We start from the raw sequence: 20,098 nt of genomic DNA on the forward strand, positions 1-20,098 counted from the left end.
CGGACGCCACGGCCGCGGGGCTGGTGCGGGACGCGGACGGCGTCCCGCGGTGGGCGGACGGGGCCGCCGACGCGGCGGACCGGCTCGCCGCCCTGTACCTGCCGCTCTGCCTGGCCGGTCCGCGCCTGGCGTTCGCGCAGCTCGGACAGAGTCTGGACGGCTTCATCGCCACCCGTACGGGCGACGCCGACTATGTCACCGGGGAGGAGGACCGCTGTCATCTGCACCGCCTGCGCGCACTGGCGGACGCGGTGCTCGTCGGGGCCGGCACCGCCGCCGCCGACGATCCCCAACTGACCGTACGCGCCTGCGCGGGGCCCAATCCGGTGCGCGTCGTCGTCGATCCGCACGGCCGGGTGCCGTCGCGAAGCCGGGTGTTCACCGATGGCTCAGCACCTACCGTGTGGGTGGTGGGCGCCGACAGCGACCGAGGACGCGAGTCCCGCCACCGCTCCGGCTCCGGCTCCGGCCGCGACAGCGGGGAGGCCGTGACCGTTCCGTATGGCGACGGGGTCGAGATGCTGGTCCTGCCGGACGGTGGCGCGTTCGCCCCCCGGCGTCTGGTACGGACCCTCGAGCGGCGCGGTCTGGGCCGGCTGCTGGTCGAGGGCGGCGGTGTCACCGTGTCGCGCTTCCTCCACGAGGGAGCGCTGGACCGGCTCTACGTCACCGTGGCGCCCCTCCTGATCGGCGACGGTGTGCCCGGGCTGCGCTTCGACGGCACCCCGGTGCTGCGTGACGCGCTGCGACCCCCGGTGCGACGCGTCGCCCTCGGCGAGGACACGCTCTTCGAGCTGGACCTGCGTGCGGGCCGGGCGGGCGATCCACTGGGCGATGAGCACGCCGAGGCCGGGCAGGGCGGCGACGAAGGCGAGCACGCCGTAGACCACGGCGACGGTCAGCCCCTGGGCGGCGCCCAGGCCCGCGGTGCCGAAGGCCCACGCGGTGACGCCTTCCCTGGGACCCCAGCCCGCGACGTTCAGGGGCAACGCCATGGCGAGCAGGGCCAGCACCATCAGGGGCAGCAGCCGGCCGGCCGGCGCGGTTGAGCCCGCGGCGCGGGCGGCGAGCAGGAACGTGGCGAGATATCCGGCCAGCACGGCGACGGAGCAGAGCACCACTCCCGGCCAGGTCCGGCGCGCGAGCAGGCCGCGGCGGGCCTCGGCGAGGGCCGCGCCCAGCGCGCGACGCCGGGGCGAGGACGGGCGGCCGGCACCCCGGCCGCCCGTCGTGCCACGCCGCCGCAGGAGAACCCCGGCCGGCACGGCCACGGCGATAAGGAGCAGGGCGATCAGGAAGGAGGTGGCGGTGGGGGCCGACCCGGTCGCCGCCCGGGCGAGGCGGTGAGCGGCCGACGTCAGGGCCGGTACCGGCTGGACGAGCAGCACGCCCACCCCTGCCAGGACGAGGACCAGTTGGCCGGCGGTCCGTTCGAGGACGACCGCGCGGACGCCTCGGCCGAGATCGCCGGTCTCGCGACCGTGCCGCACCGCGCGGTGTACGTCACCGAGGATGCCCCCGGGCAACGCCGCGTTCAGGAAGAGGGCCCGGTAGTAGTCGGCGACGGCGGGCCCCAGCGGCAGCCGGATCCCCAGGCCACGCGCCACCAGCCGCCAGCGCCAGGCGCTGAGCACGGTGGTGAACAGGCCGAGGCCGAGCGTGGCCAGCAGGGTCACGCCGTCGATGCCGCGCAGCCCCGCCAGGAGGGGACCGGAACCGAGCCGCCAGATCAGGACGGCGAGGATGCCGACGCCGGCGAGCGTGCCGAGGGTCTTGCCGGTGGGACGGCGCGTTGTCCGCTTCCGGCGCGGAGCGGGCTCCGGGTGCCCCGCCCGTTCCCGGCGCGGAGCCGGGACCCCGTCCGACGGTGTGTCCTCACGCGGCGTCGTGTCCCGGTGCGCCGACGCGTCCGGCCCCGGACCGGGGGCCATGGCGGAGCGCCCCGCGTCGAGGAACACAACCGTGCCCGCGGGCCGCACGACAACGGGGCGGGGCAGTGCCGGAACGGTCGGCCCGGGGGCGTCCGGGAGGGCCGTCGGAGTACGCCCGGTCATGACGCCTGCTCCGTCGGCCCCGGCAGCGCCAGCAGGTCCACGTGGTGCACCACCACGCTCAACTCGCCCTCCGCGCAGGCGTTCAGGCGTCGCCGCAGGTAGGTCTCGGCACGCGGCGCGAGGTCCGGCCGCTGTTCGCGGGCCGCCTCGACCCAGCCCCGTAGCCACCACTCCGTCAGTACGGACTCCTCCGCGCCCCGGGACGGGTCCAGCCGCCAGGGGCTGGCCTGGGTGTGCACCGTGGCACCCCGGCGCTCGAAGGCTTCGGTCGCGGCGGTGACGGCATCGGGGCCGAGGAGCCGCCGGCCGTCCCGGTGCCTGCGCTGGTGGGCGTTGAAGGCGTCGGTGAGTTCGGCGTCCAGTGGGTCGGCCGGGGTGAATTCCACCCGTCCCACCACGGAGAGCGCGAGCAGCACCGGGCATCCGGCGCCGGTGCAGGCGTCGACAAGCGCCTCCACCTCGTCGGCGGTGAGCACGTCCAGCAGTGCCGAGCCCGTCACCAGCGAGGTACCGGCCAGGCGGTCCACGGTCAGCCGGCCGATGTCGCCCTGTTCCGTCGAGACCGTGACACGGCCGCCGTCGGCGGCGGTGGGCGGCGCGAGCGCGGCGGCCCGGTCGAGGAGACGGGGATCGTGGTCGTACAGGATCCAGTGCTGCGGACCGTCCAGCCGGGGTGCGAGCCAGCGGGTCATCGAACCGGTGCCGCACCCGAGATCGCTGATGACCAGGCCGAGGTCCTTGGGCGGCCGGTCCGCCAGAAAGGCGCGCAGCGGTCGCAGGAGGCCGGGGGCACGGGCGGCGGCGTCGGCGCCTTCGCGCAGTTCCAGCCACTGAGGTGAGTAGCCGGGCGCCTCGGTGTGCGGGGTGTCGGTGTGAGACGCCTCGGACCCGGGTGTGTCCGGCGCGTTCGGTGTGTTCGACGTGAGCGGCGCGTCCGGCTCCCGTGAACTGTCGGCCCCTGACGGAGTGTCCGGTCCCGGCGCGTTGGGCCCCGGCACGCCGGGCCCCGGTGTGTCGACGGTGTTGTTCATGCGGCCCTCCGAGGTCCGTGGTGCAGCTGTTCCAGCGCGCCGGCCAGCGCGCGCGTTGTCGCCTCCCACCCGTCCAGTGCGGCGCGGCGGCCACGCGCGGCGGCCTTCAGCCGTTGCCGCAGGGCCGGCTCGGTGAACCAGCGGCGCAGCGCCGCCGCGAGCGCCGACGGGTCGTCCGGAGGGACGAGCAGGCCCGGTACGGTGCCGTCCGGAGCGCGCCCGAGCGCTTCGGAGACCCCGCCCACGTCCGTGGCCAGGACGGGGATTCCCCGGGCGAGCGCCTCTGTCACGGCCATGCCGTACGTCTCGGCGTACGAGGCGAGTACGAGCAGGTCCGCGGCGGCATAGGACGCCTCCAGGTCGGCCCCGGCCAGCGGACCGGCGAGGTGCACCCGGTCGTCGAGGCCGTGCGCGGAGATGAGTTCACGCAGCCCGGTGACGTAGTCGGGATGCCGGGTCAGCCCGCCGGCGCACACACAACTCCAGTGTGTCCCGGCGGCTTCCCCGGTCTCCGTCGCCTCCGCCAGCGCCCGCACCAGCCGCCGCTGCCCCTTGCGCGGGCTCACCGTCGCCACGCACAGCAGCCGGGAGGCGCCGTCGGTGCCGGGCGCCGGCGGGGCGGGATCGGCGCCCGGGGCGGCCACGCGGACCGTGCCGGGGGCGAGGCCGTGGTGGGACACCAGCCTGCGGGCCGCCCAGGAGCTGGTCGCGATGACCGACGGCACGGCACGGAGCGTCCGGCGCTCGCGGTCGTCCAGGTCCGCCGCGCGGGCGGCGGGCAGGCCCGTCTCGTCCGCGAGCGGGAGGTGCACGAGGACCGCCAGGCGCAGCCGTTCCGCCTCGGGCACGACGATCTCGGGCACGCCGCAGGCGACGAGTCCGTCGAGGAGGACGACGCTGCCGTCCGCCGACTCGGCCAGCAGCCGCGTGAGTTCGGCGCGGGCGGCGGCCCCGGGATCGGGCCAGCCGCCGGTCACGAGGTGTTCGTGGACCTGCCAGCCGATGCCGGGCAGCTCCTGGCAGATCCGGCGGTCGTAGGTGTTGCCGCCGCTCGGCGCGGTGGGGTCGGCGACGTCACCGGGCATCACGACGCGTACGGAGCGGGGCGGGGGCGCAAGGGGGTCGGCGCGGTGGGCGGATCCGGCGCGGTGGGCGGGCTCGGGCCCGTGGGCGGGCTCGGCCCCCTCGGCGGGTTCGGAGCTGTGGGCCGGGTCCGGGTCCGCGGGGTCACGGTCCGCGGGACCGTGGTCGGCGACGCCGTCCCCCGTCGGCGGGCGGCCGTTCACAGCGTGCGCTCGTAACTCGCCCAGGCGACATGCGATTCGTGCAGCGTGACCGTGATGCCGGCCAGCCCCCGCGCCCCCTCGCCCAGCGCCCCGGCGCTCACCCGCTCGGCGAGGCGGTCCGCGATGACCCGGGCCAGGAACTCCGTACTGGTGTTGCGCCCGGCGAAGTCGGGCTCGTCGTCGAGATTGCGGTAGTTGAGCGCGCCGACCACCTCCCCCAGCTCACGGGTGGCGAGGCCGATGTCGACCACGATGTTGTCGTCGTCCAGTTCGGGGCGGCGGAAGGTGGCGTCCACGAGGAACGTCGCTCCGTGCAGGCGCTGTGCGGGTCCGAAGACCTCGCCGCGGAAGCTGTGGGCAACCATGAGGTGATCGCGGACGGTGATGCTGAACAACGGACGACCCTCCAGGTACGGCACGTACGACAGGTGTGCCCGCTCCGGCGTGGCGGCCCCGCGCCGGGGCAGGCATGCCGTGTAGTACGTCCGCTCCGGCCTCGTTGTTCAGGCCGGATCCGATCGGTGGTCGACCCGGGCCCCGGGACCCGGGCCCCGGATGCGTCCTACGCCTCGCCGGAGTCGTAGCGCACCCGGTGGCACAGACCCGGCGGAGCGCCGGCCGCGATCGCGGGCAGTGTCCGGGGCAGTTCCTCGAAGGCGCATTCGCCGCTGATCAAGGCGTCGAGGGCGGGGTCCGCGAGGAGTTCGAGGGCGAGCGCGAGCCGGTCGGCGTAGGTGCGGCGGGAGCGCCTGGCCGGGGAGACCGCGCCGACCTGGCTGCTGCGGACGACCAGCCGGCGGGAGTGGAAGGCCTCCCCGAGCGGCAGGCTGATCCGCCGGTCGCCGTACCAGCTCAGTTCCAGGACGGTCCCCTCGGGCGCGAGGAGTTCCAGGGAGCGTGCCAGCCCCGCCTCGGTGGCGCTGGCGTGCACCACCAGGTCGCACTCGCCCGCGGCCTCCTCCGGGTGGGCGAATCCGACCCCGAGGGCCGCCGCCACCTCCGCGCGCGCCGGCTCCGGGTCGACCAGCTGGACACGGACGCCGGGAAACCGGCCGAGCAGCGCGGCGACCGAGCAGCCGACCATGCCGGCGCCGACGACGGCGATCCGGTCGCCGACCAGCGGGGCCGCGTCCCACAGCGCGTTCACCGCGGTCTCCACCGTCCCGGCGAGCACGGCCCGGGCGGCGGGGACGTCGTCCGGTACGGGGGTGACGGCGTCGGCCGGGACGACGTACCGGGTCTGGTGCGGGTAGAGGCAGAACACCGTACGGCCGAGCAGTCGCGCCGGGCCTTCCTCGACCCGGCCGACGTTGAGGTAGCCGTACTTGACGGGGCCCGGGAACTCACCGTCCTGGAACGGCGCCCGCATCGCGGCGTACTGGCTCTCGGGCACACCACCGCGGAAGACGAGCGTCTCGGTGCCGCGGCTCACCCCGGAGAAGAGTGTGCGCACGAGCACCTCGCCGTCGCCGGGGGCCGGCAACGGGGTGTCCCGTATCTCACCGTGGCCGGGGGCGCGGAGCCAAAAGGCGCGGGCGGAACGCGTCATGGGCGTCCTCCTGAGCGAGGGGTTCGGAAAACCGCGCTGAACATTCCGGCGACGGTTCACGTTCTGATGGGCACGGAGCCGCGCACACGGTACGCGGCGGTCAACGACTCTGCCACACGGGCGGAAGGTGCACTGTGGCCCTGAACCACACTTACGACATCAGGCTGTTGCGTCACGAGACAGCCGCGGGAGCGGGCGCGCAAGTAGTGCTGCTGGCCCTGCTCGGTACGGCGGTCGACCTGGGAACGGCGGGCTGGCTGACCGGCCTGGCGTTCGCGCTCGGTACGTGGGCCATGCTCACGCGCGCCCTGTCCCGTTCGTGGCAGCGGCCGTTCGGACCGGCCAACTGCGTCACCCTGGCCCGGGCCACACTCGTCGGCGGTGTGACCGCGCTGGTGGCGGACTCCTTCGCGCATCCGGTACCGGTCGCCCTGCTGGTCGGCCTCACTTCGGTGGCCCTGGTCCTGGACGCCGTCGACGGCCAGGTGGCCCGCCGTACGGGCACGTCGTCCCCGCTCGGCGCGCGCTTCGACATGGAGGTGGACGCCTTCCTCATCCTGGTCCTCAGTGTCCATGTCTCCCTTTCGTTGGGCGCGTGGGTGCTGCTGATCGGCGCGATGCGGTACGCCTTCGTGGCGGCGGCGCGCTTCCAGCCGTGGCTGAACGCCCCGCTGCCGCCGAGCACGGCCCGTAAGACGGTGGCGGCGCTCCAGGGGATCCTGCTCCTCGTGGCGTCCTCGCACCTCCTCCCCCACCTTCTGTCCCTGGCGGCGGTCGTACTGGCACTGGCCCTGTTGACCTGGTCGTTCGCCCGTGACGTCGGATGGCTCCACCGCACCAGGCCCCGCCCGACGGACCCGGCGCCACGCGAACTGACGCGCCAGGAGGCGTGAGTCCCGGGCTCGTCCCCGGGCCCCGGGCGCCGCGCCCAGGTCGACGAGCTCGCGAAGCCACGACGGCGGTACGGCACCTCGCATCCGGCCGGCATTGATGCCGATACCGCATGGACAGATGGTCGACCGGCCGCTGGACGCCCCGTGGCGACGCGCGGAAACTCTCTCCTGACGCGTCGGTACGGGAAGAAGCCCCCTGCCTCCGGCCCGGCGCGAGGACGAGTTCCCTTCGCCCGCAGGGCGCGTCCGCGCGTCCCGTTCGCGTACCGACCCGACCGAACGTCCCGAGGAGGCTCGATGACCGGCGTCACGAGACGCACACTGCTCACCGTCGCGGCGGGCGCCGCCACCGCGACCGCCGTGCCCACACCCGCCGCGGCGACCACCGAGGCCGCACCGGGAGGGCCGGGGACGGCCGGACTCTCGCCCGTCCTGCGGGCCGACCTCGTCACGCGGGTGACCCCGAGGGACAACTGGCGGGTGGTGGCGGTGGCACTCCGGTACGCGCACCGCATCGACCCGCGCGGCGGTGTGATCCCGCCGTCCGCCTTCCAGGTCACCGCCACCGTGAGCGGGCGGACCGCGCCCCGCACGGTGACCCGTGTCTATCCGCACACCGCGGCCGAGGTGGACGAACGGGCCGGCTCGGGGCGCCCCGGGAACTTCCTGATCATCGAGCTCGACCCGGCCGACACCAACTCCCCTGCCGCCGGGAGCGACCCGTTCCCCCTCGATCGTGCCTACGCGGTCCGGCAGGTGGCCGACGTGCGGGCCCCGGGCGGCGCCACCGTACTCGCCGCGTCCCCGTTCGCGGTCCGGAACGACGGTGTCATCACCCCCGTGGTCGACGACTTCGTCGCGGGGTCGTTCACCGACTCGACGGGCTTCGAACTGGACTTCCGCCTGCACCGGCCCCGGGGATTCGTGGAGCGCCCCGCGGCGAGCACCCGGTATCCGCTCGTCGTCACCCTGCACGGCGGCGGCGAGGTCGCGGACAACAACATGACCCAGCTCACCGGCAACCGCATCGCCGTCACGTTCGCCACGCCGGAACGCCAGCGTGCCCACCCGTCGTTCGTACTGGCCCCGCAGGTCCCGCTGCCCCGCCCCATGGACGGCCCCGACGCCACCGACTGGACCGACGCGCGGGTCCAGGGCGCGCTGGCCGAACTCGTCGACGCCTTCGCCGGCGGGCACCCCATCGACGAGCGACGGCTCTACCTCGTCGGCCTGTCGTCGGGCGCGCGGGGAATCTTCGGCCTGTTGCCGAAGCGGCCCGACCGGTTCGCCGCGGCCGTGGCCACCGCCGGCTGGGGCGACACCGCCACGATGGAGAAGATCACCCACATCCCGCTCTGGGCCGACCACTCCATGGACGACCCGGTCGTGCCCTACCGGGAGGGCCGGTTCGGCAAGCCCGGCACCTGGGGCCTGATGAACGCGCTGGAGAGCGCCGGCGGCCGGGTCACCCGCGGGGAGTGGGCAAACGACCTGCCGAAGGCCGAGTTCGAGGCGAAGTCCCGCGCGCTGCTGAAGGAGGCCCGCCGGGCGGGCAGCCATGTGCTGTTCACGAGCTACTCGACGGGGACCACGCCGGTGAACCCGCACCTCGCGTGGGCGCAGACGTACGAGAACGACGTCGTCGTCGACTGGCTCTTCGACCAGTCCCGCTGACTGTTCCACGCACGGCACCCCCAGGCCGTCATCGGCCGGAGCGGCTCACGCGTGTCCGTGAGCGGCTCCGGCCGGTGACGGCATGCCACGCCCCAACTCCTGGGATTCGGCCGAAACTTCGCGTATGGTGCTTGTCCACTCATGTGAAGGAACGGGGGAGGCGACACATGAGAATCAGACGTATCGCACCGGTGGTGCTGGCCGCCGCGATGGGCACCTCGGTGCTGGCGGCACCCAGTCCGGCGGTCGCCGCCGACGACACCGTGGAGCTGAAGGCGACGTTCAACAATCCGGTCGGGACGGTGGCGGAGCGGGACGCGGTCCGCGACGAGCTGCGGTCCCTGATCGACCGGGCCCCGGCCGCCTCCGAGATCAACGGATCCGTCTATCTGTTCACGGACAGCTCCGTGGCCACCGCGCTGACGGCCGCCAAGGACCGGGGTGTCAAGGTCAAGGTCATCGTCGACGGCGACGCACTCAGCAACGACGGCACGCAGTACGGCGTACTCAAGGCGGCGCTCGGAACGGACCTGTCGGCCGACTCGTGGGTGCTGGCCTGTCCGGCGTCCCGTGGCTGCGTCGCCGGTCGCACGCTCCACGGCACCCACACGGGATCCATCAACCACAACAAGTTCTTCCTCTTCTCGAAGGCCGGCGCCACCGAGAAGGTCGTTTTCCAGACCTCGGCCAACCTCACCACCACGCAGCGCAAGCGCTACTACAACAACGCCGTCACCGTCCCGGACGCCGGATCGGGCCTGTACGCGGCCTACCGCGCCTACTGGGGCGACCTGAGGGACAGGGGCTCCGCCGGCTCCGGCACCGACAACTACTACCTGACGCAACAGAGCGGCCCGTACAAGACGTACTTCTTCCCCCGCAAGGAGACCTCGGGAACGTACGACACGAACCCGGGCACGGACACGGTCGTCTCCCTGCTGAAGAACGTGGACTGCGCCGACGGCGCCACCCAGATCCGGATCGGGATGTACGCCTTCACCCGGGTCCAGGTGGCCGACAAACTGGTGGAGCTGAAGAAGGCCGGCTGCCGGGTGGACGTCGTCCACAACGGTGAGTCGGGCAACATCGGCACCAAGGTGCAGTCCGCCCTCACGGGAAAGATCACGACGCTCAGCAGGTGCGCGGGGACCTTCGTCGACTCCGACGGAGCCGCGCAGGCGATCGGGATCCACTCCAAGTACATGCTGATCGAGGGAACTTACCTCGGAGGAACGAAACGCAAGCTCGTCTTCACCGGGAGCCACAACTACACGTTCCCCAACCTCCGGGCGAACGACGAGACCCTGCTGAAGATCGACAATGCGGCGGTGTACGACAGCTACAAGGCCAACTTCGAGTCCATGCGCAAGGGCGCGTACTGCAACCAGTACTGACCGCCGCGCACGGCCGGTGGTGTTCCGGCGAAGACACCGCCGCCGGAACACCACTGGAACGCCACCGGAGCGCGAAGAGGGTCAGGCGCCCCGCCTGACCGGGCCGACGAGGGTGCCGGTGGCCACCTTGAGGCTGCCCTCGGCGAACGACGTACCGGGAATCTGCCCGTCCGGAGCCCGGAGCGTGAACGACGCCTCGTCCGCGGGGATGCCCCGGCGGCTGCTCGGGACCTGGATGTCGAAGTGCACCGGGTGGCCCGGGCCGAAGGTCACCACGGTCGTCTGGTTGCCGTAGCGGCCGGCGGTGATTCCGCTGTCCGAGCCGTGGGCGGAGAACCGTACGTCGGTGGGCGAACCGGCCAGCTCGCACGGCTCGTAGCCGCGCGGCGCGGTCAGGGTGACGCGGTAGTGACGGTGCCCCGCGCTGCCGGGCGCCTCGGTGATCTCCGCGGTGTGGTTGGCCGGACGGCAGGCGGAGGGGACCGCGTTCCCCCTCGTCGCCGGTGAGGCCTGCGCGGCTCCCGCACCGGCTGCGCCCGCCAGCACAGTGGCGGCGAGGGCGACGGCGATCCTCCGGTTCGTACGCATCATGAACACTCCTTGCCTGGCTCGATGGCTCTGCGGGTGTCCACCGTCAGAGCCGTGGTCACCACCATTCCTGCCCGCCGCCCCACGCGAAGAATGTCCCGGTACGACCACAGCCGAGTCGCCCGTGCGCGGGGCCGGACCTCGGCCGATCGCCCTTTCACGGGAATCCCACGACCCGCACCCGGCAAGACCTCGAAACAAGAAAAACTCCCAGCCCGGACCGATCCGAACTGGGAGTCATCGCGAAGTCGACCTGGGCATTTCTGTGAAATGACCTTGGCCACCGATTGATCTGGTGTCCGAGGGGGGACTTGAACCCCCACGCCCGATAAAGGGCACTAGCACCTCAAGCTAGCGCGTCTGCCATTCCGCCACCCGGACGAGTGGTCGAACCGCGGTGCTGCGATCGCGGCGACAGACACAACGATACCAGGGGATCGGAGTGCTCTTCTCCCGCATATCCGGTGGTCAGCGGCCATGGGCGGCACGACGGGGCCCAGGCAGGGGCGGGCGCGCACACATTGCTCCTAGATGAACACGGTACGTGGCGATCGAGGGGTGTCACGCCGTGCCGCCCGCCTTCCCCAGGCGGTCGAGCACCAGCCGCGCGGTCTCCGAGGGCGTCGAGCCGACCCGTACCCCGGCCGCCTCCAGGGCCTTCTTCTTGGCCTCCGCGGTGCCGGAGGAGCCGGAGACGATCGCGCCCGCGTGCCCCATGGTCTTCCCCTCGGGCGCCGTGAACCCGGCCACGTAACCGACGACCGGCTTGGTGACGTGTTCGGCCACATAGGCGGCCGCCCGTTCCTCCGCGTCGCCGCCGATCTCCCCGATCAACACGATCAGTCCGGTGTCGGGGTCCGCCTCGAAGGCGGCGAGGCAGTCGATGTGGGTGGTGCCGACGACGGGGTCGCCGCCGATGCCGACCGCCGTGGAGAAGCGGGTCTCCCGCAGCTCGTACATGAGTTGGTAGGTGAGCGTGCCCGACTTGGACACGAGCCCGATCCGGCCGGGCTTGGCGGCGATGTCCGCCGGGATGATGCCCGCGTTCGACTGGCCCGGACTGATCAGGCCGGGGCAATTGGGGCCGATGATCCGGGTGTCGCGCTTCTTGGCGTACGCGTGGAAGGCGACGGCGTCGTGGACGGGGATGCCCTCGGTGATGACGACCGCCAGGCCGATCCCCGCGTCCACCGCCTCGATCACCGCCGCCTTGGCGAACGGCGGCGGCACGAAGACGACGGTGACGTCCGCCCCGGTCGCCTCGATGCCCGCCCGTACGGAGCCGAAGACGGGGACGGTCCGCTGGTCGAAGTCGACGTCGCGGCCCGCCTTGCGCGGGTTGACACCGCCGACGACGTCCGTGCCGGCGGCGAGCATCCGCCGGGTGTGCTTCATGCCCTCGGCGCCGGTCAGGCCCTGGACGAGGATCTTGCTCTCCTTGGTCAGGAAGATGGCCACGATCTCTTATCCCTTCGTCTCGGCAGGTCTCGTCTCGCCTCGCCCGGTCGCGTCACGGTCGTTTTCGCGCCGGCCGGTCTCGTCACGCCCGGTCAGCCCGCGTGTGCGAGCGCCGCCGCCCGCCGCGCCGCGCCGTCCATCGTGTCCGCCTGCTCGACGAGCGGATGCGCGCGCTCCGCGAGGATCGCCCGGCCGCGCGCCGCGTTGTTCCCGTCCAGGCGTACGACCAGCGGCCTGGTCAGCGTCACGGACTCCAGCGCCCGGACGATGCCGTCGGCCACGGCGTCGCACGCGGTGATCCCGCCGAAGACATTGACGAAGACCGACCGGACGGCCGGGTCGGAGAGGATGACGCCCAGCCCGTCGGCCATCACCTGGGCCGACGCGCCGCCCCCGATGTCGAGGAAGTTGGCGGGCCGGGCGCCGCAGCCGGCCACGACGTCGAGGGTGGACATCACCAGGCCCGCGCCGTTGCCGATGACACCGACCTCGCCGTCCAGCTTGACGTAGTTGAGGCGCTTGGCCGCCGCCGCGGCCTCCAGCGGGTCCATGTCCGGGTCGACGCCGCCCTCACCGCCCCCCTGGCGCTCGCCGCCGGCCTCCCCCTCTCCACCGGCCCACCGCTCATGCCGGAAACGGGCGTTGCCGTCAAGGGTGACTTTGCCGTCGAGGGCGACAATCAGCCCGTTCGTTGTGCGAACCAACGGGTTCACCTCGACCAGCAGCGCGTCCTCCCGCACCAACACCCGCCACAGCGCGCGCAGTACGGGTACGACGGCGGGCGGCAGCCCGGCCGCCGCCGCGATCTCGGCCGCCTTGGCCTCGGTGACTCCCTCCGCCGGGTCGACGGGGATCCGCGCCACCGCCTCCGGACGCGTGGCCGCGACCTCCTCGATCTCCATGCCGCCCTCTGCCGAGGCGATGGCGAGGAAGGTCCCGGCCGCCCGGTCGAGGACGTAACTCACGTAGAACTCGGCCTCAATGTCCACGGGCCGGGCGAGCATCACCGCCCGCACCCGATGCCCCTTGATGTCCATGCCGAGGATCTGGCGTGCGGTCAGTTCGGCCGCCACCGGGTCGGCCGCGAGCCTCACCCCGCCCGCCTTGCCCCGGCCCCCGGTCCTCACCTGCGCCTTCACGACCACGCGTCCGCCGAGCCGTTCGGCGGCGCCCCTGGCGTCGGCCGGCCGGCGCACCACCTCGGCGTCCGGTACCGCGATGCCGTGCTCCGCGAAGAGCTCCCTTGCCTGGTGCTCGAACAGATCCATGCCGGCTCCCTTTTGACGGAAAGTGCCGCACGCCCCCTGGACACCGTCCACTGGATGCGAGATAACAAGCTTCATACAGTATTCGTCGACTGTATGCAATGTGCGATGCACGGTACCGGGAGGGCGTGCGCCCGCGCCCGTCCCTCCCCTACGAAGGGACAGTGACTTCCTCATGCCCGACACGCCTGACACCTCGGACGCCGGCCAGGACCTCGTCTCCGGTGGGCATCTGGTCGCCAAGGCCCTCAAGGCCGAAGGCGTCGAGGTCATCTACACCCTCTGCGGCGGCCACATCATCGACATCTACGACGGCTGCGTGGACGAGGGCATCGACGTCATAGACGTACGCCATGAGCAGGTCGCCGCCCACGCCGCCGACGGCTACGCCCGGATCACCGGCAAGCCCGGCTGCGCCGTGGTCACCGCCGGACCGGGCACGACCGACGCCGTCACCGGCGTCGCCAACGCCTTCCGCGCCGAGTCCCCCATGGTGCTCATCGGCGGTCAGGGCGCCCTCACGCAGCACAAGATGGGCTCCCTCCAGGACCTGCCGCACGTCGACATGATGACGCCCATCACCAAGTTCGCAGCGACCGTGCCGGACACCGCGCGCGCCGCCGACATGGTGTCGATGGCCTTCCGCGAGTGCTACCACGGCGCTCCCGGGCCGTCGTTCCTGGAGATTCCGCGCGACGTACTGGACGCGAAGGTGCCGGCCGCCAAGGCCCGCGTCCCCCAGACCGGCCGCTACCGCGCCTCGACCCGCGCCGCCGGTGACCCCGAGGCCGTACAGCGACTGGCCGACCTGCTGGTACGGGCCGAGAAGCCGGCCATCCTGCTCGGCAGCCAGGTCTGGACGACCCGGGGCACGGACGCCGCGATCGAGCTCGTACGGACGCTCAACGTCCCGGCGTACATGAACGGCGCGGGGCGCGGCACCCTGCCGCCCGGCGACCCGCACCACTTCCAGCTGTCCCGGCGCTACGCCTTCTCCAACGCCGATCTCATCGTCATCGTCGGCACGCCCTTCGACTTCCGGATGGGCTACGGCAAGCGGCTCTCGCCGGACGCGACGGTCGTCCAGATCGACCTCGACTACCGTACGGTCGGCAAGAACCGGGACATCGACCTCGGCGTCGTCGGCGACGCGGGCCTGATCCTGTCGCAGGTCACCCAGGCCGCGAGCGGGAACGTGAACGGCGGCTCGGCGGGGCGCAAGGCGTGGCTGGACGAACTGCGCGCGGTCGAGCAGGCGGCGGTGGAGAAGCGGCTGCCGCAGCTGCGCTCGGACGCCTCGCCCATCCACCCGTACCGGCTGGTCAGCGAGATCAACGACTTCCTCACCGAGGACTCGGTCTACATCGGCGACGGCGGCGACATCGTCACCTTCTCCGGCCAGGTCGTCCAGCCCAAGTCGCCCGGCCACTGGATGGACCCGGGCCCGCTCGGCACCCTCGGCGTGGGCATCCCCTTCGTCCTCGCCGCCAAGCAGGCCCGGCCGGAGAAGGAGGTCGTGGCCCTCTTCGGCGACGGCGCCTTCTCCCTGACGGGCTGGGACTTCGAGACGCTGGTCCGCTACAACCTGCCGTTCGTCGGGATCGTCGGCAACAACTCCTCGATGAACCAGATCAGGTACGGCCAGAAGGCCAAGTACGGCGAGGAGCGCGAGCGCGTCGGCAACACCCTCGGCGATGTCCACTACGACAAGTTCGCCCAGATGCTGGGCGGTTACGGCGAGGAGGTGCGCGACCCGGCCGAGATCGCGCCCGCGCTGCGGCGCGCCCGGGAGTCCGGGCTGCCGTCGCTGATCAACGTGTGGGTCGACCCCGACGCGTACGCGCCCGGAACCATGAACCAGACCATGTACAAGTAAGGGGGCCCTTCGATGACCCAGGCTCTTGAGACCCCGCGCGCGAGCGACGCGCCGAAGGCCCTGACGGGCATACGCGTCCTGGACATGACCCATGTCCAGTCCGGCCCCTCGGCGACCCAGCTGCTCGGCTGGCTGGGCGCGGACGTGGTGAAACTGGAGGCACCGTCCGGCGACATCACCCGCAAACAGCTGCGGGACCTGCCCGACGTCGACTCGCTGTACTTCACGATGCTCAACTGCAACAAGCGGAGCATCACCCTCAACACCAAGACGGAGCGCGGCAAGGAACTCCTCACGGAGCTGATCCGGCGCTCGGACGTGATGGTCGAGAACTTCGGCCCCGGGGCCGTGGACCGGATGGGTTTCACCTGGGAGCGCATCCGGGAGATCAACCCGCAGATCGTTTACGCCTCCATCAAGGGCTTCGGAGAGGGCCCGTACACCAACTTCAAGGCGTACGAGGTCGTCGCCCAGGCCATGGGCGGCTCCATGGCCACGACCGGCTTCGAGGACGGCCCGCCGCTGGCGACCGGCGCGCAGATCGGCGACTCGGGCACCGGCATCCACGCCGTCGCCGGCATTCTCGCCGCGCTCTACCAGCGCGAACACACCGGCCGGGGCCAGCGCGTCAATGTGGCGATGCAGCACGCGGTGCTCAACCTCTGCCGGGTGAAGCTGCGGGATCAGCAGCGCCTGGCGCACGGCCGGCTGGCCGAGTACCCGAACGAGGACTTCGGCGACGAGGTGCCGCGCAGCGGCAACGCGAGCGGTGGCGGGCAGCCCGGCTGGGCGGTCAAGTGCGCGCCCGGCGGCCCCAACGACTACGTGTACGTGATCGTGCAGCCGGTCGGCTGGCGGCCGGTCACCGAGCTGATCGGCCGGCCCGAACTGGCGGAGGACCCGGAGTGGGCGACGCCGGAGGCCCGGCTGCCCAAGCTCGGCAAGATGTTCCAGCTCATCGAGGAGTGGTCGGCCACCCTCCCCAAGTGGGAGGTGCTGGAGAAGCTGAACGCGCACAACATCCCGTGCGGCCCGATCCTCTCCACCAAGGAGATCATCGAGGACGCCTCGCTGGCGGCCAACGAGATGGTGGTCGAGGTCCCGCACCCCGAGCGCGGCTCGTTCACCACGGTCGGCAGCCCGCTCAAGCTCTCCGACTCCCCCGTGGACGTCGTCACCTCGCCCCTGCTCGGCGAGCACAACCACGAGGTGTACGCCGGCGAACTCGGCCTGGACGAGACGGAACTGAGCCTGCTCAAGACGAACGGAGTCATCTAGCGGTGAACAGCACCAGCGTCAGCACCACCCACAACGCGACGACCGACGGAACGACCGGCGGAGCGGCCGCCGAGACGGCCGCCGACGAGCGGCGGCGGACGGTACGCGCCGTCCTGGACACCGCACTCGCCGAGGGGCGCACGGCACTGACCGGCCCCGAGGGCAAGGCCGTGGCCGACGCGTACGCCATCCCCACCCCCGCCGAGGGACTGGCCGAGTGCGCCGACGAGGCCGTGGCACTGGCCGACCGGATCGGCTTCCCCGTGGCGATGAAGATCGTCTCCCCGCAGATCCTGCACAAGACGGACGCCGGCGGTGTGCGGATCGGGCTGAACTCGGCCGCCGAGGTGCGCTCCGCGTTCAGCGCCATCGTCACCAACGCCCGCGCGTACGACCCCGAGGCACGGATCCTGGGCGTGCAGATCCAGCAGATGGTGCCCGCCGGCACGGAGGTGCTGGTCGGCACCGTCACCGACCCGACCTTCGGCAAGATCGTGGCGTTCGGCCTCGGCGGGGTGCTGGTGGAGGTCCTCAAGGACGTCACCTTCCGTCTCGCCCCGACGACGCGGGACGACGCGCTGTCGATGCTCGACGGGATCCGGGCCGCGGACGTCCTGCGCGGTGTACGCGGTTCGGCGGGCGTCGACCGGGACGCGCTGGCGGAGTTGGTGGTCACGGTCTCCCGGCTGGCCGCGGACTTCCCCGAGATCGTGGAGGTCGACCTCAATCCGGTGTTCGCCTCCGAGAGCGGCGTGATGGCCGCGGACGTACGGATCCTGCTGACCGACGAGCAGCCCGCCGCACGGCGGCGTTACGGGCGCGAGGAGATCCTCGCGTCGATGCGCAGGCTGATGCGCCCCCGCTCGGTCACCGTGATCGGTGCCTCCAACGAGCAGGGCAAGATCGGCAATTCGGTCATGCGGAACCTGATCGACGGTGGATTTCCGGGCGAGATCCACCCGGTGAACCCGAAAGCCGATGACATCCTCGGCCGCAAGGCGTACAAGAGCGTGATGGACGTGCCCGGCGAACCCGATGTGGCGGTCTTCGCGATCCCCGCGAAGTTCGTCGCGGCGGCGCTGGACGAGGTCGGCCGCAAGGGCATCCCCAACGCGGTGCTGATCCCCTCGGGCTTCGCGGAGACGGGCGAGCACGAGCTCCAGGCGGAGATCGTGGCCATCGCCGAGGAGTACGGCGTACGGCTGCTGGGGCCGAACATCTACGGCTACTACTCCACCTGGCAGGACCTGTGCGCCACCTTCTGCACGCCGTACGACGTCAAGGGCGGGGTGGCGCTGACCTCGCAGTCCGGCGGCATCGGCATGGCGATCCTCGGCTTCGCGCGCACCACCGGGACCGGGGTGTCGGCCATCGTGGGGCTCGGCAACAAGTCGGACCTGGACGAGGACGACCTGCTGACCTGGTTCGGCGAGGACCCGCACACCGAGTGCATCGCCATGCACCTGGAGGACCTCAAGGACGGCCGGGCCTTCGTGGCGGCGGCGCGGGAGACCGTGCCCAAGAAACCGGTGGTGGTCCTCAAGGCCGGGCGTACGGCGGCCGGCGCGAAGGCCGCGGGATCGCACACCGGGGCGCTGGCCGGGGACGACGCGGTGTACGACGACGTGCTGCGGCAGGCGGGGGTGATCCGGGCGCCGGGGCTGAACGAGATGCTGGAGTACGCGCGGGCACTGCCCGTCCTTCCCACGCCGCAGGGTGACAACGTAGTCATCATCACGGGCGCCGGCGGCTCGGGCGTGCTGCTCTCGGACGCCGTGGTGGACAACGGGCTGCGGCTGATGGAGATCCCGCCGGACCTGGACCGGGCGTTCCGGGCGTTCATCCCGCCCTTCGGGGCGGCGGGCAATCCGGTGGACATCACCGGCGGCGAGCCCCCGGCCACGTACGAGGCGACGATCCGGCTGGGCCTGGAGGACCCGCGCGTGCACGCGCTGGTGCTGGGCTACTGGCACACGATCGTCACTCCGCCCATGGTGTTCGCCGAGCTGACGGCGCGGGTCGTCGCGGAGTTCCGGGAGCGGGGCGTCACCAAGCCGGTGGTCGCCTCGCTGGCGGGCGACGTGGAGGTCGAGGAGGCCTGCCGGTACCTGTTCGAACGCGGGGTGGTGGCCTACCCGTACACCACCGAGAAGCCGGTGGCCGCCCTCGGGGCGAAGTACGCGTGGGCGCGGGCGGCGGGCCTGCTGTGACGGGCCGGCGCGGGAGCACGACGGGCCGTCACGCGGAGGCGGGCGGCCCGGGGAGGAGGAGGCGCATGACCTGATGACACCCGAGCGACACCGAAAGGTATTGGACAGGGGGCGCTGGCCAGCTCTTTCGACGCAAGGGAACCCACATGACAACCACCGAACTCCCCACTTCCGTCCCCGTCAAGGAGGTGACGGACCGCAACGGCCGCGTGTACCGGATCGGCGAGACCGACCGGGACATCATGGGGCGGCCGCGATGGACGATGGTGCTCTTCCCCTGGATGGGGATGCTCGGCATCAGTTCGTCGGAGTACGCGTTCACCTCGGCGGAGGACACTCTGCACGAGGCCCATCTCTGGAGCAGCGGGCACATATTCTGGCTGATGGGCGTCTGGATCTTCTTCCAGGCGGCTGTCGGCTTCCCGGCCGGCCAGCTCCGCGAGAGCGGCCGGTTACCGGCACGGCACGCGATGTTCCTGGGTGCTCTCGGCACCTTCCTCGGCTACCTCTCCCTCGCCTACGCGCCGCATGTGATCGTGGCGTACCTCGGCTACGGGATGTTCAGCGGCATCGGCGCCGGCCTGATCTACGCGACGTGCGTGAACATGGTCGGCAAGTGGTACCCGGAGCGGAAGGGAGGCAAGACCGGCCTGGTCAACGGCGGTTTCGCCTATGGCTCGGTGCCGTTCGTCTTCCTCTTCACCTCGTACATGGACCTCAGCAACTACCAGGGCGTGCTGGTGTCGGTCGGCGTGATCTGCTGCGTGGTCGTCGCCGTCGCCGGCTGGTTCTTCAAGGACCCGCCGAAGCACTGGTGGCCGGTCCACGCCGACCCGCTGAAGAAGTCGGACGACCCCCGGGTGCGGCGGGCGCTGGAGAAGAACCCGCCGGCGGTCAAGCAGTACACACCGAGGGAGGCCGTGCGCACGCCGGTGCTGTGGATGATGTGGTTCTGCCTGCTGTGCACGGCGGGGATCAACATCTTCGGGATCGCCTTCCAGGTGCCCTTCGGCAAGGACATGGGCTTCGCGGGCGGGATCGTGGCAACGGCGATGTCCCTCAAGGCGATCGTCAACGGCACCGGACGCGGTGTCATCGGCTGGATCTCCGACCGGTACGGCCGCCGCAACACCCTGGTCTTCGTCTGTGGGGTCCTGGGCCTGGCGCAGTACGGCGTACTGGCCTCGGGATCCCTCGGCAGCATGCCGTTCTTCCTGCTCTGCTCGATGGTCTCCGGGTTCGGCGGCGGCGCGATCTTCCCGCTGTTCGCGGCGATGACGGCGGACTACTTCGGGGAGAACCACAACGCCTCGAACTACGGCGTGGTCTACAGCTCCAAGCTCATCTCCGGGCTGGTCGGCTCGGGCATGGGAGCCGTCGTGGTGGCCGCGTGGGACTACGAGGGGGCGTTCATCCTCGCCGGCAGCGTGGGCATCGCGTCGGCCGTGCTGGCGCTGTTCCTGCGGGCGCCCGGGCGGCCGCGGGCCGGCCGGGTCGAACCCAATCCGCATCCGATAGGACGGGAGATGGCCTGACCTGACG

The 20,098-nt window shown here is 72.0% G+C and carries 14 protein-coding genes, 1 tRNA gene and 2 pseudogenes; 8 read left to right on the forward strand and 9 right to left on the reverse strand.

What is annotated here, in order from left to right:
- Positions 1-23: 23 nt before the first annotated feature.
- A pseudogene (locus IG02_RS42505) lies at positions 24-662 on the forward strand (RibD family protein); the annotation flags it as partial.
- Between the two features lie 156 nt (positions 663-818).
- On the opposite strand, the pseudogene IG02_RS42040 reads toward IG02_RS42505, so the two are convergent.
- From IG02_RS42040 to IG02_RS0103545, 5 genes and pseudogenes are all read right to left on the reverse strand, one after another.
- Positions 819-2,054 (reverse strand): annotated as a pseudogene (locus IG02_RS42040) (lysylphosphatidylglycerol synthase transmembrane domain-containing protein); the annotation flags it as partial.
- Positions 2,051-3,085, reverse strand: coding sequence for a class I SAM-dependent methyltransferase (locus tag IG02_RS35890; RefSeq protein ID WP_107055511.1), 1,035 nt, complete (start codon positions 3,083-3,085; stop codon positions 2,051-2,053). The gene IG02_RS35890 and the pseudogene IG02_RS42040, both read right to left, overlap by 4 nt.
- The gene (locus IG02_RS0103535; RefSeq protein ID WP_051764438.1) at positions 3,082-4,170 is read right to left on the reverse strand and encodes a glycosyltransferase family 4 protein; all 1,089 of its coding nucleotides are present in this window, start codon (positions 4,168-4,170) and stop codon (positions 3,082-3,084) included. The genes IG02_RS35890 and IG02_RS0103535 overlap by 4 nt, the downstream gene beginning before the upstream one ends.
- A 197-nt stretch (positions 4,171-4,367) precedes the next feature.
- Positions 4,368-4,766 (reverse strand): 6-pyruvoyl trahydropterin synthase family protein, encoded by a 399-nt coding sequence (locus IG02_RS0103540; protein WP_030741644.1) that lies wholly within the window; start codon positions 4,764-4,766, stop codon positions 4,368-4,370.
- Between the two features lie 167 nt (positions 4,767-4,933).
- Positions 4,934-5,920 carry a zinc-dependent alcohol dehydrogenase gene (locus IG02_RS0103545; protein ID WP_030741647.1) on the reverse strand — a complete coding sequence of 329 codons (987 nt, stop codon included), beginning with the start codon at positions 5,918-5,920 and terminating at the stop codon, positions 4,934-4,936.
- Positions 5,921-6,054: 134 nt separating this feature from the next.
- On the opposite strand from IG02_RS0103545, the gene IG02_RS0103550 reads away from it, so the two are divergent.
- The 3 genes from IG02_RS0103550 to IG02_RS0103560 all read left to right on the forward strand — a co-directional run bounded on the left by IG02_RS0103550 (position 6,055) and on the right by IG02_RS0103560 (position 9,881).
- Positions 6,055-6,813: a CDP-alcohol phosphatidyltransferase family protein gene (locus IG02_RS0103550; RefSeq protein WP_030741649.1), complete on the forward strand. Its 759-nt coding sequence runs from the start codon at positions 6,055-6,057 to the stop codon at positions 6,811-6,813.
- 297 nt (positions 6,814-7,110) lie between these two features.
- Positions 7,111-8,487 carry a prolyl oligopeptidase family serine peptidase gene (locus IG02_RS0103555; RefSeq protein WP_030741651.1) on the forward strand — a complete coding sequence of 459 codons (1,377 nt, stop codon included), beginning with the start codon at positions 7,111-7,113 and terminating at the stop codon, positions 8,485-8,487.
- 167 nt (positions 8,488-8,654) lie between these two features.
- Entirely contained in the window at positions 8,655-9,881 is a 1,227-nt protein-coding gene (locus IG02_RS0103560; protein WP_030741653.1) for a phospholipase D-like domain-containing protein, read from the forward strand.
- An 81-nt stretch (positions 9,882-9,962) separates the two neighbouring features.
- Here the strand turns inward: IG02_RS0103560 and IG02_RS0103565 are convergent, their stop codons facing one another.
- From IG02_RS0103565 to sucC, 4 genes are all read right to left on the reverse strand, one after another.
- Positions 9,963-10,472, reverse strand: coding sequence for a DUF4232 domain-containing protein (locus IG02_RS0103565; protein WP_037801857.1), 510 nt, complete (start codon positions 10,470-10,472; stop codon positions 9,963-9,965).
- Between the two features lie 290 nt (positions 10,473-10,762).
- Positions 10,763-10,850: transfer RNA gene (locus IG02_RS0103570), tRNA-Leu, on the reverse strand.
- 180 nt (positions 10,851-11,030) lie between these two features.
- A complete protein-coding gene (gene sucD, locus IG02_RS0103575) occupies positions 11,031-11,927 on the reverse strand; it encodes a succinate--CoA ligase subunit alpha (RefSeq protein WP_030741659.1) in 897 nt (298 codons plus the stop codon).
- Positions 11,928-12,019: 92 nt separating this feature from the next.
- Entirely contained in the window at positions 12,020-13,195 is a 1,176-nt protein-coding gene (sucC, locus tag IG02_RS0103580; RefSeq protein ID WP_030741662.1) for an ADP-forming succinate--CoA ligase subunit beta, read from the reverse strand.
- Positions 13,196-13,367: 172 nt separating this feature from the next.
- Here sucC and IG02_RS0103585 point away from each other — a divergent pair, with 172 nt between their 5' ends.
- From IG02_RS0103585 to IG02_RS0103600, 4 genes are all read left to right on the forward strand, one after another.
- Positions 13,368-15,068, forward strand: a complete 1,701-nt coding sequence (locus IG02_RS0103585; protein WP_030741665.1) for a thiamine pyrophosphate-binding protein — start codon at positions 13,368-13,370, stop codon at positions 15,066-15,068.
- Positions 15,069-15,080: 12 nt separating this feature from the next.
- Entirely contained in the window at positions 15,081-16,346 is a 1,266-nt protein-coding gene (gene frc, locus IG02_RS0103590) for a formyl-CoA transferase (protein WP_051764358.1), read from the forward strand.
- A gap of 113 nt (positions 16,347-16,459) precedes the next feature.
- Entirely contained in the window at positions 16,460-18,556 is a 2,097-nt protein-coding gene (locus tag IG02_RS0103595; protein WP_030741671.1) for an acetate--CoA ligase family protein, read from the forward strand.
- Between the two features lie 146 nt (positions 18,557-18,702).
- A complete protein-coding gene (locus tag IG02_RS0103600) occupies positions 18,703-20,091 on the forward strand; it encodes an OFA family MFS transporter (RefSeq protein ID WP_030741673.1) in 1,389 nt (462 codons plus the stop codon).
- The last annotated feature ends 7 nt before the right edge of the window (positions 20,092-20,098 follow it).

It is taken from the genome of Streptomyces sp. NRRL F-5135 (assembly GCF_000719775.1).
Classification (GTDB): Bacteria; Actinomycetota; Actinomycetes; order Streptomycetales; family Streptomycetaceae; genus Streptomyces; species Streptomyces hebeiensis.

Excerpts from the sequence above, each read along its gene's own strand:
- frc (WP_051764358.1), top strand. The coding sequence starts at position 15,081 with ATGACCCAGGCTCTTGAGACCCCGCGCGCGAGCGACGCGCCGAAGGCC.
- sucC (WP_030741662.1), bottom strand. The coding sequence starts at position 13,195 with ATGGATCTGTTCGAGCACCAGGCAAGGGAGCTCTTCGCGGAGCACGGC.
- IG02_RS0103565 (WP_037801857.1), bottom strand. The coding sequence starts at position 10,472 with ATGATGCGTACGAACCGGAGGATCGCCGTCGCCCTCGCCGCCACTGTG.
- IG02_RS0103555 (WP_030741651.1), top strand. The coding sequence starts at position 7,111 with ATGACCGGCGTCACGAGACGCACACTGCTCACCGTCGCGGCGGGCGCC.
- IG02_RS35890 (WP_107055511.1), bottom strand. The coding sequence starts at position 3,085 with ATGAACAACACCGTCGACACACCGGGGCCCGGCGTGCCGGGGCCCAAC.
- IG02_RS0103545 (WP_030741647.1), bottom strand. The coding sequence starts at position 5,920 with ATGACGCGTTCCGCCCGCGCCTTTTGGCTCCGCGCCCCCGGCCACGGT.
- IG02_RS0103535 (WP_051764438.1), bottom strand. The coding sequence starts at position 4,170 with ATGCCCGGTGACGTCGCCGACCCCACCGCGCCGAGCGGCGGCAACACC.
- IG02_RS0103585 (WP_030741665.1), top strand. The coding sequence starts at position 13,368 with ATGCCCGACACGCCTGACACCTCGGACGCCGGCCAGGACCTCGTCTCC.
- IG02_RS0103560 (WP_030741653.1), top strand. The coding sequence starts at position 8,655 with ATGAGAATCAGACGTATCGCACCGGTGGTGCTGGCCGCCGCGATGGGC.
- IG02_RS0103600 (WP_030741673.1), top strand. The coding sequence starts at position 18,703 with ATGACAACCACCGAACTCCCCACTTCCGTCCCCGTCAAGGAGGTGACG.